This window comes from Paraburkholderia sp. ZP32-5, from assembly GCF_021390495.1.
In the GTDB taxonomy this organism is placed as follows: Bacteria; Pseudomonadota; Gammaproteobacteria; order Burkholderiales; family Burkholderiaceae; genus Paraburkholderia.
In genome coordinates this window covers 686608-702781 of the sequence record NZ_JAJEJP010000001.1, presented here as the reverse complement: position 1 = coordinate 702781, position 16174 = coordinate 686608, and the positions used below count along the sequence as shown (strand labels likewise).

Genomic DNA, 16174 nt, shown 5'->3' with positions numbered 1-16174 from the left:
GCCGGGTTGATCCCGTCGTCGCTAGCCGCCGGTCATCCGGCGGCTTTGAATCCTGAATTCGGTGGGGGAAATCCTCATGCGCTTGCGGAACACTTTCGCAAGGCGGTCGCCGTTGCCCATGCCGGTGCGGCGGGCAATCTTGTCGACCGGCAATTCGGATTCGGTCAACAGGCTGCACGTGACCGCGAGACGCTCGTGCAGCAGAAAACTCGATGGCGTAATGCCCATTTCCATCTTGAAGCGGCGCAGAAAGTTGCGCTCGCTCATCGCCGCGACCTGCGCGGCGTCGGCAATCGAAATCGGCTGCTGGCAGTTTTCCTGCAGCCAGCGCGCGGCCGCGCGCACCTTGTCGCCGGGGCTCATGCCGCCGTCTTCGCCGAGCAGCGACGCGAGGTTCGTGCACGAATCGGACAGCAGCCTCTCGGCTGCCATGCGCGCGGTTGCGTTGCCCAGATCGCGCTTGATCATCGCGAGCGCGCTGCGCATCGATTCGAGCCGGTCGCTTACCTCGACCACGCCGTGCTCGGATGCAGGCGCGCCGTTCAGCGCAGCTGCGCCGTTTGCGCCGTTTGCGCCGTTCATACCGCTTGTGCCGTTCGCACCGTGCACGGTGCCGGTGCCGCCGGTGCCATTTGCACCATTCGCACCATTCGTGCCGTTCATCCCATTCGCGTGGTCATCGCCATTCACAGCACCGGCGAACGGCCGCACCTCGCTGCCTGGCGCGCCGCCCGGCACATAGGCGGCATCGAGCAACGCGCGGCCTTCGCCGACCGGCCGGATCATCGCGGTGTTACGGCGCACGCGGCGCAGCCATGCGATCAGCCGCTCATCGTTCGCGGCCGCTGCCGCTCCTCTGCCGCCCGCGACATACAGCGCATCGAAGCCGCCGTAATGACGCGCGTCGAGCCCGTCGGTCCACACGCGCAAACCGGACGACGACGTGATCATGCCGCCGTCGGCGGAAAGGAAAGACACGTCGTACAGCCATGCACCCGAACTCGCGGTGGTCAGTTCATTGGCCGCCTGGAAGACTTCGGCGATCACACCCGCGCCCTGCAGCGAGCAGTCGTTGAACATCAGGATCGCGATGCGGCGCACGCCCTTGTTCGGCGCATGCACCCAGCGCAGCATGGCGGATTCGAGACTCGCGCAGGTCATAGTCATCCTCTCGAAGAAACGGACTACCTTCACCTTTTACGGCCACAGGGGGCGCGCACTCTGTGCAGTGCATCATAGCCAGCGCATATCCAGCATTTAGCCGCCATGACCGAAAGTGCAGACATATTGGCGCGATGCCTACATGACCTCGCAGTGAAATTCGGACCAATGCCGGAACAACTGCCCTATCAATCGATTAAATAGCCAATTCGGCACATCATTGAATGTGCATTCCGGCGAATGTTAATGCAGCTTAAAAAATGGGTAGGTACGGCAGCGCACACTGCGGGCCACTCGCAATGTGCCCCGTGGATCCGTGCGTGAATGTGCGTGTTTAAAGTGGATTCTTGCGTGAGATGGGCCTTGCTGAGTCAGCCCGTCATTGCTGCCCTGCCGCTAGCCGCCAACGCCGGTGCGGCCAGTTTCGCCGCCGGAATGAATCACGGCACGCAATCATCTATCCATTGATCCAATATAAACGCTTTACGGATCCAAAGGATTAATTCGTTGATTGTTATTTTATATTTGCAAATTAAAACGACGATTAATGTTTCAATTCTGAAACATTAATAATTGAAAGCTCTGACGGCACCGCAATAGATGGACCACTGGCGGATTGTGTCTGAGGCGACCCGGTTCGATTCCGCCAGCGCGTGGCGTATCCGTGCTATGCCATTTCCGCAACAGCTGCGATGAAAGACGAATGTGGGCCGTTATCGCCTGGTCGGCCGGCATACCGGCGATTGCATCAATATATGCGTGTGGCACCGGCAGGTTCGCGAAAGCCATCGCGATACACAGGCATCACCCCGCACATTGCGCCATGCGGTGGCGCAATGTGCGGAGAGTTCGACGCACGCGGACAGAACTACGGCGGGCAACGTACATAAAATCGCCGCCGCGAGGACTAGCATGCGTTACGACATGCTGGAGTCGCATAGAGATGAATGGCCTCGTCTGGACCGTGCTGATATTAGCCGCGATGATCGGCGCGCTCCTGTTCGTGACGATCGGCGTGGTGGTGTTCGCGCTATTGCTCGCGAACGTATCGGGCCGGCTCGCGCGTAACGACGAGATTCATCGGGATCCCTAGCGAAGCCGGGAGCGCTTATATCGAGGCCTGCGCGTCGAGCTGGAACGCCCGCACTGCCGTATCGAGCTCGGTGCCCTGATCCTCGAGCGAACGCGCGGCGGCGGCAGCCTCTTCTACCAGTGCGGCATTGCGCTGCGTGACCTCGTCCATCTGAATGATGGCCCGGTTGATCTGCTCGATGCCGCGGCTCTGTTCTTCGGATGCGAGCGCGATTTCGTCGATTACGCCGGCGACCCGACCGACCGCGGCCGTGACGTGCGAAATCGCATCGCCCGCTTCGGTGGCGAGAGACGAGCCCGCGTGAATCTTCTGCACCGACTGGGAAATCAGGTCCTTGATCTCCTTGGCCGCGCTCGATGCCTTTTGCGCGAGGCTGCGGACTTCGCCGGCCACGACGGCAAAGCCGCGTCCCTGCTCGCCGGCGCGCGCGGCTTCCACCGCCGCGTTCAGCGCGAGGATGTTGGTCTGAAACGCAATACCTTCGATGATGCCGGTGATCTGCGCAATGCGGCCGGAACTCTGATCGATTTCGTTCATTGTGTCGACCACCCGCACGACCACTTCATGTCCGTTGTGCGCGAGCCGCGCCGCGTCGCCCGTCAGCGTGCTCACCTGCTTCGCGCTATCCGCGTTGCGCTGAACCGCGCTCGTCAGCTGCTCCATGCTCGAGGCCGTCTCTTCGAGCGATGCCGCCTGCTCTTCGGTGCGCGCCGAAAGATCGGCATTGCCCGCGGCGATCTGCGTCGCCGCGACCTGCACCGAATCGCTCGATTGACGCACCGTGTGCAGCACCGCGTTCACCCGTCCGACCAGCTGATTGAATGCCTCCGCAGTGCGGCCGATCTCGTCGCGGCGAGTCACCGGTGCGCGCAGCGACAGATCGAGCGAATGGCTGACCGCATCCAGCGTCTGCTGCAAGCTGCTCAAGCCCCGGCGGACCCGTTCGAACAGACGGAACGCGAGCACGCCGGTCAGGACGAACACGGCCGCGGCGGTCAGCGTGAGCGTCCATAGCGACGCGGTGGCGGCACGCTCGCCCTGCGCGCCGAGCGCGAGCGCCTGCGCGATGTTGTAGTCGGTCTGATCCTTCAGGCCTTTAGTGACCGCCGCGGTCGCGGGCGTCAGCGGCTGCAGCGCGGCCTCTCGTTGACTTTCGTCGAGCGCGCCGGACGCCTGTTCGATGAACGCCGCCTGGACCCGGCGGTATTCGGTGAGATTCGCGTTGTCGGCTGCCAGCAGCGTGCGGTCCCTGTCGTCGAGAACATGATCGCGCGCATAACGGGCGAGGATTTCATCAAGGTGCCGATGCGCGTCGGCGATGCGTGCATCTCTCTGCTCACGCATTTGTGGATTCGAGGTCATCACGCGCGACAGCGTGGCGGCACGCAGTTCGGACATCTGCGAGGTCGCTTCGGCGAGATCGATCAGCGCGGGGATCGTATTGGATTCGACGTACGCGTAGCGTGCTTCGGCGCGGGTCAATTGCCGGAAACCGTAGCCGGTGACAAAGAGCAACGCCAGTAGCGCGGCTGCCAGAGTCAAGGCCATATTCTTGATAATCGTCACGCCAATCACCGCCCTTTTTTTCTTCTGGATGCAAGTCATCTGTTCCACTGCGGCGATCGACCATGACCGGGCCCGGCCGATCGCGAACACACGACTATCCATGTAGAGCGAGCAACTGAAAATCAGCCGGCGCCGATTCTGATGTAGGGCATTCCTGACACCGGTGTCCACCGATGCCGACCCCGCCGATCCGATCGCCCGTCGTCAAGAATGCCCGGAAGGATCAATCGATCAGTCGGTGCGACACCGCGTAGCGCACGAGCTGCGCATTGTTGCGGCAGTTCAACTTGTCCATCAGCCGGGCCTTGTGCGTGCTGACCGTTTTATTGCTGATCGCGAACTCGGCGGCGATCTCGTTGACGCTGCGCCCGCGCGCAAGCAGCCGGAAGATCGCGAACTCGCGCGCGGACAGGCGCTCGTGAGGCAGGCCCTCGCGCGGTTCGACGGCATCGAAGACCATGTGCTCGGCGAGCAGCGGGTCGATGAAGCGGCCACCTGCCGCGACCCTGCGGATCGCGGCAAGCAACGTTTGCGGATCATTGTCCTTGGTCAGATAGCCGGCCGCGCCGGCCTTCAGCGTATAGCGCACGAAATGGATTTCACTGTGCATGCTCAGCACGAGGATCGGCAAAGCCGGCCGGTGGGCTCTGCTATGCGCGATCAGATCGACACCGCTGATACCCGACATGGACATGTCGAGCAGCAGCAGATCGATCGGCGTTTCGCGCAGCGCGGCGAGCACGTCGGCGCCATTCGCCGCTTCCGCGACGACTTCGATACCCGGCTCCAGTGCGAATAGCTGTTTGAGGCCTTCACGCATGATCGCGTGATCATCCGCGATAAGAATGCGGATCATGATGTCTCGGACGATACGGTTGCGGGAATGCGAATGCGGACGGTCGTTCCCGTACCGGGCGACGTGAACAGCTCGAACGTGCCGGCAAACATCAACACACGCTCGCGGATGCCCACGAGGCCGAACGACTGGGGCTTCGTTTTCGTCGCGTCGAAGCCCACGCCGTTGTCGTTGATTTCGAGCATGCAGCCGTCGTTCTCGCGCTTGAGCAGCACGTTCGCGTGCGTCGCGCCCGAGTGCCGGACGATGTTGCGCAAGGCCTCCTGCGCGATGCGGAACAGCGCGGTCGTGTCGGCTTCACGCAGCGCGATGGTCGACAGATCGGTCCAGAACCGGCACCGGATACCCGTGTCGGCGACGAATTCGTCCACCAGCCACTCGAGCGCCGACAGCACGCCAAGGTCGAGCGCGACCGGCCGCAGGCTGGTGATCGCGTTGCGTACCACCCTGATCGCGCAGTCGACATGAGAAACGATCGCGTCCGCGCGGGCCTTGAGCGCCGGGATATTTGCGCCGAATTCAAGGCCCAGTACGTTCACTTGCAACTTCAGCGCGAGAAGCGCTTGCGCAAGGCCGTCGTGCAGTTCCCGCGCCATATGCTTGCGCTCTTCCTCACGCGCCGCTTCGCTGCGGCCCGCCAGTTGCCGGATCAGGCGGCGCGACTCCTCGACGCGCATGTTGGCTTTTCTCGCCTCCGAGATGTCGCGGCTGATGGCCAGCGCGCTGACGATCTCGCCGTTGCCGTCGCGTTCCGCCGTGATGCGCACAGCGTAGTATTTGCTCTCGCCGCCGGGCAACGACCAGGCCCCGAATGCCTCGCCCGGTGTCCCGGTCTTCAACACGCGCCGGACGATCTGCTTGAACTCGTCGACGGAATTGTCGGACGCCCAGGCGATCTCGAGCCGGACGTTCAGCGCTTGCGACGCGGAAATACCGAAGTTGCGTTCGAAGGCCGGATTCACGTAAATCCGTTCGCACTCGAGGTTGTATCGAACCACACTGTCCGGCAGGTTCTCAGCCAGGGTTCGAAACGCTTTCTCGCTCTTGCGCAGCAGATCTTCGGTTCTTTTGCGGGCGGTAACGTCGACCGTCGTGCCGATGTATTCGCTAATGCGTCCGTCTTCGTACGACAGCGGGCGGCCAGTGCCGAGCACATGGCGGATCGAGCCGTCGGCAAGGACGATCCGATACTCGTGTTCGAATGCGCTGTTGGTTTCGATCGCCCGTTCCAGCATCTTGCGCATGTCGTCCCGGTCCTGCGGATGAATGCGCTCCCCGATTGCGTCCATGTCGGGAGGCGTGGCGGCAACCGGGTAGCCGAAGATCCGATAGTGCTCGTCCGACCACACGAGCGTGCGTAATCCGATGTTCCAGCGCCAGCAGCCGGTCTGACTGATCTTCTGGCCCTCCGCGAGAAACGCCTTGCTAAGCCGCAACTGTTCGGCAACCCGCAGGTGTTGCACGTTCTCTGCCTGCAGCGCCTGGTTCGTGCTGGTCAGCATCGCAACCGTCTGCGCGAGGCGACGGTGTGCATCGCGAAGCGAACGCGCGGTGCGGTTCTGCAATGCACCGAGGCCACCGATCGACGTGGCCGTGAACGAAAACATCAGCATGCGCGGCAGTTCGATCCGAGCCACGTGCAGCGAGTGCAGTGGCGACACGAAGCTGTAGTCGAACGCGAGAAGCGACAGCGCGACGGCCGACAGACCCGGACCCAGACCGCCGAGCCATGCACTCAGCGCAATGGCAATCAGAAACATCGACGCGGCGGCCGATTCGAAGTGCCGCGACAGCCATGCGGCGCAAGCGTAGGAGATGATCACGCAGCAAATCGCCCCGACGTAGCGGGCGGGCGTCGTGGTGAAGAGACGCGCTGGTTCGTTATCCATTGCTCTTTTCCCTGTAGAGAAAAGAACGTGACGGCACAGTGGAAAACCCAACGGCACCCAGAATCGGACCGGCTATCCCTGTTGAAAAAAACCCGCTACCCATATCGGACCTCAAGATGCGATGGCTTACGCGTCCGGGTCGGAAAATACGGAGAGGACGACAGCCGTCGTTTGAAACGCGACCGCGATGATAGCCCAAACATCTTGTGTCATCGTGCCTGAGGTGTGCCAGGCTTCGTCCGTGCAACGCACCGGGAACTGTCCGACAACCGGCGAGATCTCGCCTCACGCTCATCAGAACCGATACGTCATCCCCACCGCGGCGAGAACCTGCTTCGTCGCGAACTCGCTGACGACGATACCGGGCCAACTGACCACCGAGTCGCCATTGTTCTTGATATAGCCGGCACGCATGTAGAGACTCGTGCGCCGCGACAACGCATGCTCGGCACCGACTTCGAATCCCACTGCATTGTCGTGTGCGCCGCGCACGTCGCGCTGCGACGCGGCGAGCATGATCGCGTCGGCCGGTGTCACCTGGATCGTCGCGCCCAGTTGGACCATCCCGTACGAATGCGCGGTGCCGACCAGTGCAGCCAGCGACTTCGCGGGAGCATCGTCGGCGCGCACATACGTGTAGATGAATTGCAGATTCGTGATGCCGATCTGGTACGCCAGCGCGGCGACGAAATGCTCGGTGGCGAGCAGGTCCAGCGGTCCTCGCAGACCTGCGATCGTGGCCTGACCCGACTGCTGGTTGGTATAGGCAAGCCCCGCATAAAGACCGTAGCCCCGATAGCTTGCCGCGAGAGCCAACGCATTGCCGTTGGTCATCGGCACCGGCTGGGTCACCGTGCCCGAGAATGAGTACATGCCGTAGAGCCGCACGCCGCGCAGATCGGGCGATTGATAGAGGATCGCGTTGTTGGCCCGGCCGGAATCGGACTGCGTCGACAACGTATTGCGATCGACCGCGAGAACATTCGCGGAGGCCAACGAAAGATTTTCATTCAGGCGAAACGGATCGGCCGGATAGGCAATCACGAAACTCGGTTCGTACTGGCGTCCGAAGGTCAGTGAGCCGAGCTTTGCATCGATGAGGCCCATCCATGCCTGGCGATAAAAGAGCGCGGTCGTATTGGCGTAAAGCGAGCCGTTGTTGATATTGAACTCGCCTTCGAGATCGAACTTCGCGTTCAGCCCGCCACCGAGATCTTCGGTGCCCGTCAATCCGAATAGCGATCCCGTCGCCCCGCCGCTTCGCACAGAAGCCGAATGCGCGCCACCGTTATCGAGGTACTGGATAAAGCTATCGGCGACGCCGTACAACGTGACGCTCGAATCCGCCGCCGCGGCAACGCCGGCGGCTAAAAGCAGCGCAGCTCCACCGATACCCTGCGCAATCCATCGCATGCATTTCTCCTGTTCTTTCTTATATCGATCAAATACACGACTAACATGTCGATCGCTACCTCGCTATGAATCGATACGCTGATGGGTATTGCGTTATCGCTGTCAGCGCGGGGATGTCGAGATTGCGGGCCATCCCGATGGCGGGATCGAAAAATACGCTGTCCGTAGATACCGCGCGCATGATAAACGCCGCGCGCGTTATTCGCGACACCGAAGAAGCCGTGCATCAGCCGATGGATACCGGAGCAATGCCGACGAAGTTCGGTATTGCCGGCAAGCGTCTTTTTACTCATGCCGGTCACGCATTACCCTTGCCCGCGATTTTCTGTCTGGCTATGCTGGCGGCTTCGCCAGCATAGCCAGACCAGGCAGACCAACCGTTCGGGAATACTCCATGTCGACCACCAGTCTCTTTTTCACCGCCGCCGGCGTCGGCCTTGCGATCGCCGCGCCAGTCGGTCCGATGGGCATGCTGTGCATCCGCCGCACGCTGACCGGCGGTCCGCGCGCCGGGCTCGCGATCGGCTTCGGTATCGCAAGCGGCGACGCGGCCTATGGGCTGATCGCGGCGCTCGGCCTCGTCGGGATTTCGCAGTTCATGCTGGCGTACGACCGTCCGCTGCATCTGCTCGCGGGCCTGTTCCTGCTGTATCTGGGCGTGCGCACGCTGCTGCAGAAGCCGCCCGCCGAGAGCGCCGACGGCAACGGCAAGCTCGCCCAGGTCGGCAGTGCCGGCGCGCTGCGCGCATATGCGAGCGCGTTGCTGCTGACGCTGACCAACCCGCAAACCGTCATCATGTTCGCCGCGCTGTTCACGACGCTCGCGCCGCGCGGCGCGTTCTCGCCGGCCATCGCGCTGACCACGGTCGGCGGCGTGTTCGCCGGCTCGATCGCGTGGTGGTGTCTGCTCGTGACCGTGGTGTCGCTCGCGCGTCATGCGATCGGCAGCAAGCTGCGGCTCGCGATCGACCGCGTGGTCGGTCTGACGCTCGCGGCGTTCGGTGTCGTCGAGATCCGGCGCGCGCTGTGAGCGCGGCGCCTTAACGTAATTCGCGAGCCGCGAAGCGCGAACCGAAAAGCGCGCCGCGCGTGCCTTCGCGCGCTGCCTCACCCTCCTCACCGTCGCCCCCTCGCCCTGTCCCGCGCACGCGCGCCGAGCGCGTCGCGCACGCAGCAGCGGCAGTTTTGCGACAATAGCGCCTTTCGCCGTTCGGGCGGCGACCGCGCCAAGCCGTGCAATCCACGGCTGCGGCATGGCCCGCGGCGCTCGCCGGGCGTCCATACGACGTTCGCGCGGGCGCCGTACAGCGTCCGCGCGGCGGCCATTTATCGGCCGGCGGCGGCTCTGTTTTCTTCACGCCCCGCCGCGCGTCGCCCTGGCCTGCGCGCGCCGGCCAACCCATTCACCTCCGATCCGTCAGCTGTCCGTTCAATGGCTCTACCCCACATCGATCTGCTGTACTCCTTCTCCGGCCTGTTCGTCGGCTTTCTGGTCGGGCTGACGGGCGTCGGCGGCGGCTCGCTGATGACGCCGATCCTCGTCCTGCTGTTCAACGTTCATCCGGCCACCGCGGTCGGCACCGATCTGCTGTACGCGGCCGCCACCAAGGCGACCGGCACGCTCGTGCATGGGCTGAAGGGTTCGGTGGACTGGCAGATCACGCTGCGCCTCGCGGCCGGCAGCGTGCCCGCGGCGACGATCACGCTGATCCTGCTGCACCGCTATGGGATGGACACGCCGGGCACCGGCCGGCTGATCCAGGTCGTGCTCGGCGCGGCGCTGCTGATCACCGCGATCGCACTGGTGTTCCGTCCGCAACTCGCGGCGCTCGGCGCCCGCAAGCTGCGCGCGCCGAGCCAGGGACGCACGCTTGTGCTGACGATGCTCACCGGTGCAATCCTCGGCGTGCTGGTGTCGCTGACGTCGGTGGGCGCGGGCGCGATCGGCGTGACGGTGTTGCTGCTGCTGTATCCGCTGCTGCCGACTACGCGCATCGTCGGCTCCGACATCGCGCATGCGGTGCCGCTGACGCTGCTGGCCGGGGCCGGGCATTGGCTGCTCGGCTCGGTCGACTGGTCGATGCTGCTGTCGCTGCTGGTGGGATCGCTGCCGGGGATCGCGATCGGCAGCTACCTGTCGTCGCGCGCGCCGGACGCGCTGCTGCGCAACCTGCTCGCCGCGACGCTGACGCTGGTCGGCGTGCGGCTGGTGCTGGCCTGAGCGCGGCTCATCGAGCGGCGCTGATGCGCGCCGCCCTCACGCGATCTATTTGAAGAACCGGCAGGTCAGATCCGCTTCGAACTGCCGGATCCACTGTCCGTGGCCGTCACGATACGACTGCGCCCAGCCGCCCCGGCGCACCGTGACCAGGCGTTCGTGCTCGGGCTCTCCCGACGTCATGCTGGCGCTGATATCGAAATGGATCGGCGTAAAACCGTGCCGCGCGCACACCAGTTCAAAGGCCGCCCGGTCGCCGATCGGCAGGTCGATATAGCGGAAAAGTGTGGTTTCCATGGCGCTTGCTCCCATTGCCTGCCTTTACAGTACGCCTCCCAGCGCGTCGGCAATGTGTCGCAGCGCACCAACCCATGCGGACGGCATCAGTACACGGTGTGGCCCGCGCGGCAGCCGGCATTTTTTGCGGCGGACATGCAGGTCCCGCGACGAAAGAATGGAAAAATTTCGCGCCTGAAGCCGGCCAACCGCACCCGCACACGACACCACAACCCAGCGACGAAAAAAAAGCTCCGGCGATATGCCGGAGCCCCTTTACCGCCATGCGCAACCCGCTCCACACGGGCCGCGCTGCTGCCGCACGGCGCTTGCGGCGCCGCGCGACCAATATGCTGCTTACTGCTGCACGACGGTGAGCTTGTTGCTGACCGACGTCACGCCCGCGACGCCCTTGGCGGCCGTGCCGGCGGCTTCGATCTGGTCCTGATTCGGCACGGAGCCCGTCAGCGTCACGGCGCCGGCACGCGCGCGCACGGCGATGTTCGACACGTCGAGACCTTGCGTCTTGGTGAGCGCGGCGCGCACCTTGCGGCCGAGTTGATTGTTCGCGCGCTTGCCGGCCTTGACGCTGGCTGCGGTCGACGTCGAATCCGTTGCCGGACCGCTTGCCTGCGCGTACACGTTGCACGCCACCACCATCGCCACCACCGAGCCCAGCGTTTTCAGAATACCGACCGTCTTCATAGCTCTCTTCTCCTTGGTTTCACATTGGACCGCATATACAAGCGGTTTCGTTACGACTACATGCGGCCACGCTGGCGCAAACGCGCGCGGCAGCGATGACCGGCTACGGCTATGACACGGGATGCGAGAGGCGACAGAAGCCGGCTGCGATTCACTGTCCGTCATGCGCCTGTTGAAGGCGGCACCGCGGAGCGGCACGGCAACCAGCAGACCGCGAAATTCGCCGACGCCTCCGGTTCTTGTCTGTCGTGCCGGATCGCGCCGCGCAAACGTTGGTTCGCGGTAGCGATGCACAATTTAATCTAGCCGCGACAGAAGCGCAAAGGGTTTAGAGACCGGCGTGGCGCGCCGGCAGCGATTGCAGCATGCCGGCCGCAAGCGCCGCTCCGATCGCGCTCACCATTTGTTACGGGTTTGTCGGCGAAGCGGCATGCCGGGCGTTTCGCCGACGTATGAATCTCAGGTACCATCGGCGCGACATGCGCTGCCGTGCCAAAGACCGACCGTTCACATCGATACGCGGCAGCGCGTTGCACCACCCCGGGCGCGCCATCACACGCCCAGCCGTCCACTCGCGCGCTTTCCGGCGCATTCGAACCAACTCGACCGCCGCCATCAGATGATCCGATGAAGCCAGCTACCGGCCGCTCCCGCCCTCCCCGTCTCGTCGCCCGCTTTGTCGCGATCTCGTGGCGCGACCTGGCAGTGTCGTTCGGTCCGCTCGTGCTGCTCGGCATCGTCGCGATCTGGGCCGCCGTGCGGCTGATCCAGCCCGCGCCGCCGAACACGCTGACGATCAGCGCCGGCCCCGAGGGCAGCACCTTCTGGAACGCCGCGCAGAAGTACAAGACGATCCTCGCGCGCAATCGCATTACGGTGAACGTGCTGGCCTCGCAAGGCTCGCAGGACAATCTCAGCCGGCTGTCCGACTCGAAATCGAACGTCGATGTCGGCTTCGTGCAGAGCGGCATCGCGCCCGGCACGGTGGCGAAAGACAAAGGCCTGATGTCGCTCGGCAGCGTCGCCTACGTGCCGCTCGCGGTCTTCTATCACGGCTCGCCGGTTCAATGGCTGTCCGAATTCAAGGGCCAGCGGCTCGCGATCGGCGCCGAGGGCAGCGGCACGCGCGAACTGGCGCTCGCGCTGCTGAAGGCCAATGGCATCGTGCCGGGCGGCCCGACCAAACTGTTGCCGCTGTCGGGCGAAGAGGCGGCCAGCGCGCTGATCGACGGCAAGATCGACGCGGCCTTCCTCGCCGGCGACTCGGCGCAGCCGGCGGTGATGGGCAAGCTGTACCGCACGCAGAACATCCGCTTCTACGATTTCACGCAGGCCGAAGCCTATACGCGGCGCTTTCCGTACCTGACCGCGCTGAAGGTGCCAATGGGTGCCCTGGACCTCGGCAAGAACCTGCCGGCGGAATCGATCAGCATCGTCGCGCCGACCGCCGAGCTGGTCGCGCGCAATTCGCTGCACCCGGCGCTGTCGGATCTGCTGATCGAAGCCGCGCGCGAGGTGCACGGCGGCGCGACCGTGATGCAGCGCGCCGGCGAATTTCCGGCGCCGATTGCGCACGACTTCCCGCTCTCCGACGACGCCGCGCGTTACTACAAGTCCGGCAAGAGCTTCCTGTACCGCACGCTGCCGTTCTGGATCGCAAGTCTCGCCGACCGGATGCTGGTGGTGATCGTGCCGCTGATCGTGCTGCTGGTGCCGGCGCTGCGCGTCGTGCCGGGGTTGTATGCATGGCGCGTCAAGTCGCGCATCTACCGCTGGTACGGCTCGCTGATCGCAATCGAGCGCAGCGCGCTCAGCGAGCACTCGGCGGCCGAGCGCACGTCGCTGATCGAGCGGCTCGACGCGATCGAGGATTCGGTCAACGGGATGAAGATGCCGCTCGCGTACGCGGACCAGTTCTATGTGCTGCGCGAGCACATCGGCTTCGTGCGGCGGCGGCTCACCGAAGGCCGCGACGCGCTGAGCCCGCTGGAGGAGGCGAACGAGGCGGCCGAAGCGGATGACGGTCGCGAGGCCGGCGATGCAGCGGCGCGGCAAAGCCCGCCAGCAACTTCTGCAAAAGCGCCGGCCTCCGGCGAGCGCCAGAGCGGCGGAGATACCGCCTCCACGACGAACGAAGCCGCTGAAACCGGCGCCAAACGGGAATAAAGCGGCAATAAAGCGAAGGGACGAAGCTGGCCGCTAAATCGGGACTAAAACCGCATCAAAGGATGCAAACCCAGCGAGCAATAGCGCAGACAACAAAAACACGTAATGAAGCAGGTACTGAAACACCACCAAGCCCGCGCGACCAGGGGATATCGACCGGTGCAAGCGCCGGCCGCACCGCGTAAGATCATTACAATTTCGACGAGATAGCGGACGCACCGTCCGCGCAGTTCCAGAACAGGCAATCCGGAGACATTTATGACCGTTGGCATCGACGCCCAACAGCCGCTGTGGTTTTACGATTTCGTCTCGCCGTTCACCTACCTGTTGCTCGAGCAGCACGACAAATGGCCCGGCTTCGACTTCGGATTCACGCCGGTCGTGCTCAACGAGCTGTACCACCACTGGGGTCAGCGCTCGGCGTACAGCGTGCCCTCCAAGCGCACCTTCATGTACCGGCACGCGCTGTTTCGCGCCGAGCAATTAGGCATCCGCTACAAGATGCCGCCCGCACATCCGTTCGATTCGATGAAGCCGCTGCTGCTCGCGACCGCTGCGAACGGCGACGTGCAATTCGTGCGCGAGATTTTCCGCTTCATCTGGCGCGAGGGGCGCGATCCGTCGAGCGACGAAGCGTTTGCCGAGCTGTGCGAGCGCGTCGGCAAACCGGACGGCCCCGAGCTGATCAAAAGCGAAGAAGTCAAAGCGCAACTGCAGCGCAACACCGCCAATGCGATCAGTCTCGGCGTGTATGGCGTGCCGACCTTCCGTCTGAACGATCAGCTGTTCTGGGGCGAGGATGCGCTGCCGATGGTGCTGTACTGCGCGCGCACGCCGAACTGGCTCGAATCGGGGGAAGTGAAGCGGATCAGTTCGCTGCCGTGGGGCCTCGCGGACAAGCCGGCCTGAGCGAGCGCTTCAGCGAATCCGCGCGTGAATGCCTGAATTCGCACCTGGGCACAGTACAGCGCTGATCCCCGCCATACCGCGCGCGCTATGCCGTTCGCGCGCAAACGGGCCTAAGGTTATACCTTCGCACCCCACGCGCGCGCCGCGCGACGAGCGCTACATTCCGCTCGCGCCGCCGCGCCCCAATCATGGACGACATCGCCGCCTCCCTCGATATCTGGCTCGTGCGCGTGCTGCGCACGCTGCTGGTCGAGCGCAGCGTCACGCAGACCGCCTTGCGTCTGAACCAGACCCAGCCCGCGATCAGCACCGCGCTGCGCAAGCTGCGCGAAACGCTCGGCGATCCGATTCTGGTACGCGGCAAGTCGGGCATGGTGCCGACCGAATACGGCGAGTCGCTGCTCGCAACGGCGCAACGCATATTGCGCGATGTCGATTTCGTCGCGACGCCGCACGGCGATTTCGATGCGGGCCGCTCGCGCCGCACATTCCGTATCGCCGCGCCCGACTATCTGAACGATTTCTTCATGCCGACCGTGATCGCGCGTTTTCGCGAGGCGGCGCCGCATGCGCGGCTCGAAATCGAATCGCTCGGGCCGCTGTTCGATCATGCGGCCGCGCTCGACGCCGGCGAACTCGACCTCGTGATCGGCAACTGGCCGAAGCCCGATCCGTGTTTCGAGCGCAGCGATCTGTTCGCCGACACCGTCGTGTGCATGATGCGCGCCGATCATCCGCTCGCGCGCACGCCGATGACGCGCGATGCCTATCTGGCCGCGCCGCATCTGGCGCCGGCGCCATATAGCGGCGCGCGCGGCGGCGCGATCGATACCGGTTTCGCGCGCGCACAGGCGCAACGGCGCATCGTCGCGACGCTGCCGTATTTCGGGCTGGTGCCGCAGACGCTGCTGCAATCGGATCTGATCTTTACGACCACGCGCCGCTTCGCGTTGCATTACGCGAGCATGCTGCCGCTTGCGGTCGTCGATGTGCCGATCGCGTTTCCGCGCATCAAGTGCTATCAGATGTGGCATCCGCAGCCGGACCGGCCGAGCGATATCGGCTGGCTGCGCACGTTGATGTCCGACGTGTCGGATGAACTGGTCACGCGGAAAAAGCCGCGGGTGAAGGCGCGGTAGATACCGCCGCAAGCGCAACGAAGCACTCTGCACCGCGAAAAAAGAGGGGATCGGCGCACCAGCACCGTCCCCTCCAACGCTCTCGCAAGCTAACTGTCTGTTTGTGCCGTGTACTTTATGCGCTCGCCGGCACCACGTGCTGATCGATGTGCTGTCCGACATCACGCACGTGAAGCCGCGCGGACGCGCCGGCCAACGCACGGCCCGCAACCTGTTGCGTCCTCAACCGCAGCAACTGAGCGCACACCGCAATCGCAATCGCCGAAGGCGCCTTGTCGACGATCCCCTCGACGCCGATCGGACACGTCATCTCCGCAAGCCGATCGAGGTCGACCCCGCGTTCGAGCAAACGCCGCTCGAATTTCACGCGCTTGGTCTTCGAGCCGATCATGCCGAAGTAGCTGAAATCGCGTCGCCGCATGATGCGCGCGGCCAGCGAAAAATCGAGCGCGTGGTTGTGCGTCATCACGAGAAACCATGCGCCCGGCGGCGCCGCGTCGACGATCGCATCGGGCGTGTCGGTCGCTTCGACCTGCACGTTCGGCGGCGTTTCGTCGGGGAACAGTTCGTCGCGTTCGTCGACCCACTGCACCACGCACGGCAACATGCCGAGCAATTCGATCAGCGCGTGGCCGACGTGCCCCGCGCCGAACAGCACGATATGCATCGGCGCCGGGCGCGGCGGTTCGAACGCGCCGCGCCGGCCGATGCGAACCGCTGAGCGATCGCTCATCGCGACCATCCCGCTCAGAAAATCATTCACGCGTGTTTCCATGCTTCGCT

Annotated in this window: 15 protein-coding genes; 7 read left to right on the top strand and 8 right to left on the bottom strand. The window is 64.1% G+C overall.

Going from position 1 to position 16174, the window contains the following annotated elements; genetic code table 11:
- Positions 1 to 21: 21 nt before the first annotated feature.
- Positions 22 to 1161 (bottom strand): helix-turn-helix domain-containing protein, encoded by a 1140-nt coding sequence (locus L0U82_RS03025; protein WP_233833099.1) that lies wholly within the window; start codon positions 1159 to 1161, stop codon positions 22 to 24.
- 943 nt (positions 1162 to 2104) lie between these two features.
- Here L0U82_RS03025 and L0U82_RS03020 point away from each other — a divergent pair.
- Positions 2105 to 2254 (top strand): hypothetical protein, encoded by a 150-nt coding sequence (locus L0U82_RS03020; protein ID WP_233828403.1) that lies wholly within the window; start codon positions 2105 to 2107, stop codon positions 2252 to 2254.
- Positions 2255 to 2269: 15 nt separating this feature from the next.
- Here L0U82_RS03020 and L0U82_RS03015 read toward each other — a convergent pair whose 3' ends face one another.
- From L0U82_RS03015 to L0U82_RS03000, 4 genes are all read right to left on the bottom strand, one after another.
- Positions 2270 to 3859 (bottom strand): methyl-accepting chemotaxis protein, encoded by a 1590-nt coding sequence (locus L0U82_RS03015; protein WP_267929515.1) that lies wholly within the window; start codon positions 3857 to 3859, stop codon positions 2270 to 2272.
- A gap of 184 nt (positions 3860 to 4043) precedes the next feature.
- Positions 4044 to 4676, bottom strand: coding sequence for a response regulator (locus L0U82_RS03010; RefSeq protein ID WP_233828401.1), 633 nt, complete (start codon positions 4674 to 4676; stop codon positions 4044 to 4046).
- Positions 4673 to 6565: a PAS domain-containing protein gene (locus L0U82_RS03005; RefSeq protein WP_233828400.1), complete on the bottom strand. Its 1893-nt coding sequence runs from the start codon at positions 6563 to 6565 to the stop codon at positions 4673 to 4675. The genes L0U82_RS03010 and L0U82_RS03005 overlap by 4 nt, the downstream gene beginning before the upstream one ends.
- 294 nt (positions 6566 to 6859) lie before the next feature.
- Positions 6860 to 7978, bottom strand: a complete 1119-nt coding sequence (locus L0U82_RS03000) for a porin (protein WP_233828399.1) — start codon at positions 7976 to 7978, stop codon at positions 6860 to 6862.
- A gap of 65 nt (positions 7979 to 8043) precedes the next feature.
- Here L0U82_RS03000 and L0U82_RS02995 point away from each other — a divergent pair, with 65 nt between their 5' ends.
- From L0U82_RS02995 to L0U82_RS02985, 3 genes are all read left to right on the top strand, one after another.
- A complete protein-coding gene (locus L0U82_RS02995) occupies positions 8044 to 8337 on the top strand; it encodes a hypothetical protein (RefSeq protein WP_233828398.1) in 294 nt (97 codons plus the stop codon).
- Positions 8338 to 8372: 35 nt separating this feature from the next.
- Positions 8373 to 9008 (top strand): LysE family translocator, encoded by a 636-nt coding sequence (locus L0U82_RS02990; protein ID WP_233828396.1) that lies wholly within the window; start codon positions 8373 to 8375, stop codon positions 9006 to 9008.
- Between the two features lie 402 nt (positions 9009 to 9410).
- A complete protein-coding gene (locus L0U82_RS02985) occupies positions 9411 to 10199 on the top strand; it encodes a sulfite exporter TauE/SafE family protein (protein WP_233828394.1) in 789 nt (262 codons plus the stop codon).
- Positions 10200 to 10244: 45 nt separating this feature from the next.
- On the opposite strand, the gene L0U82_RS02980 is transcribed toward L0U82_RS02985, so the two are convergent.
- Both L0U82_RS02980 and L0U82_RS02975 read right to left on the bottom strand, forming a co-directional pair.
- The gene (locus L0U82_RS02980; RefSeq protein WP_233828393.1) at positions 10245 to 10493 is read right to left on the bottom strand and encodes a hypothetical protein; all 249 of its coding nucleotides are present in this window, start codon (positions 10491 to 10493) and stop codon (positions 10245 to 10247) included.
- A 336-nt stretch (positions 10494 to 10829) separates the two neighbouring features.
- Positions 10830 to 11177: a BON domain-containing protein gene (locus L0U82_RS02975; RefSeq protein WP_233828392.1), complete on the bottom strand. Its 348-nt coding sequence runs from the start codon at positions 11175 to 11177 to the stop codon at positions 10830 to 10832.
- 627 nt (positions 11178 to 11804) lie between these two features.
- Here L0U82_RS02975 and L0U82_RS02970 point away from each other — a divergent pair.
- The 3 genes from L0U82_RS02970 to L0U82_RS02960 all read left to right on the top strand — a co-directional run bounded on the left by L0U82_RS02970 (position 11805) and on the right by L0U82_RS02960 (position 15391).
- Complete coding sequence (locus tag L0U82_RS02970) at positions 11805 to 13343, top strand: TAXI family TRAP transporter solute-binding subunit (RefSeq protein ID WP_233828391.1); 1539 nt, start codon at positions 11805 to 11807, stop codon at positions 13341 to 13343.
- Between the two features lie 258 nt (positions 13344 to 13601).
- Positions 13602 to 14252: a 2-hydroxychromene-2-carboxylate isomerase gene (locus tag L0U82_RS02965; RefSeq protein WP_233828390.1), complete on the top strand. Its 651-nt coding sequence runs from the start codon at positions 13602 to 13604 to the stop codon at positions 14250 to 14252.
- 188 nt (positions 14253 to 14440) lie between these two features.
- Positions 14441 to 15391: a LysR substrate-binding domain-containing protein gene (locus L0U82_RS02960; protein ID WP_233828389.1), complete on the top strand. Its 951-nt coding sequence runs from the start codon at positions 14441 to 14443 to the stop codon at positions 15389 to 15391.
- A gap of 115 nt (positions 15392 to 15506) precedes the next feature.
- Here L0U82_RS02960 and xdhC read toward each other — a convergent pair whose 3' ends face one another.
- Positions 15507 to 16166, bottom strand: a complete 660-nt coding sequence (gene xdhC / locus L0U82_RS02955) for a xanthine dehydrogenase accessory protein XdhC (protein WP_233828388.1) — start codon at positions 16164 to 16166, stop codon at positions 15507 to 15509.
- Positions 16167 to 16174 lie beyond the last annotated feature (8 nt).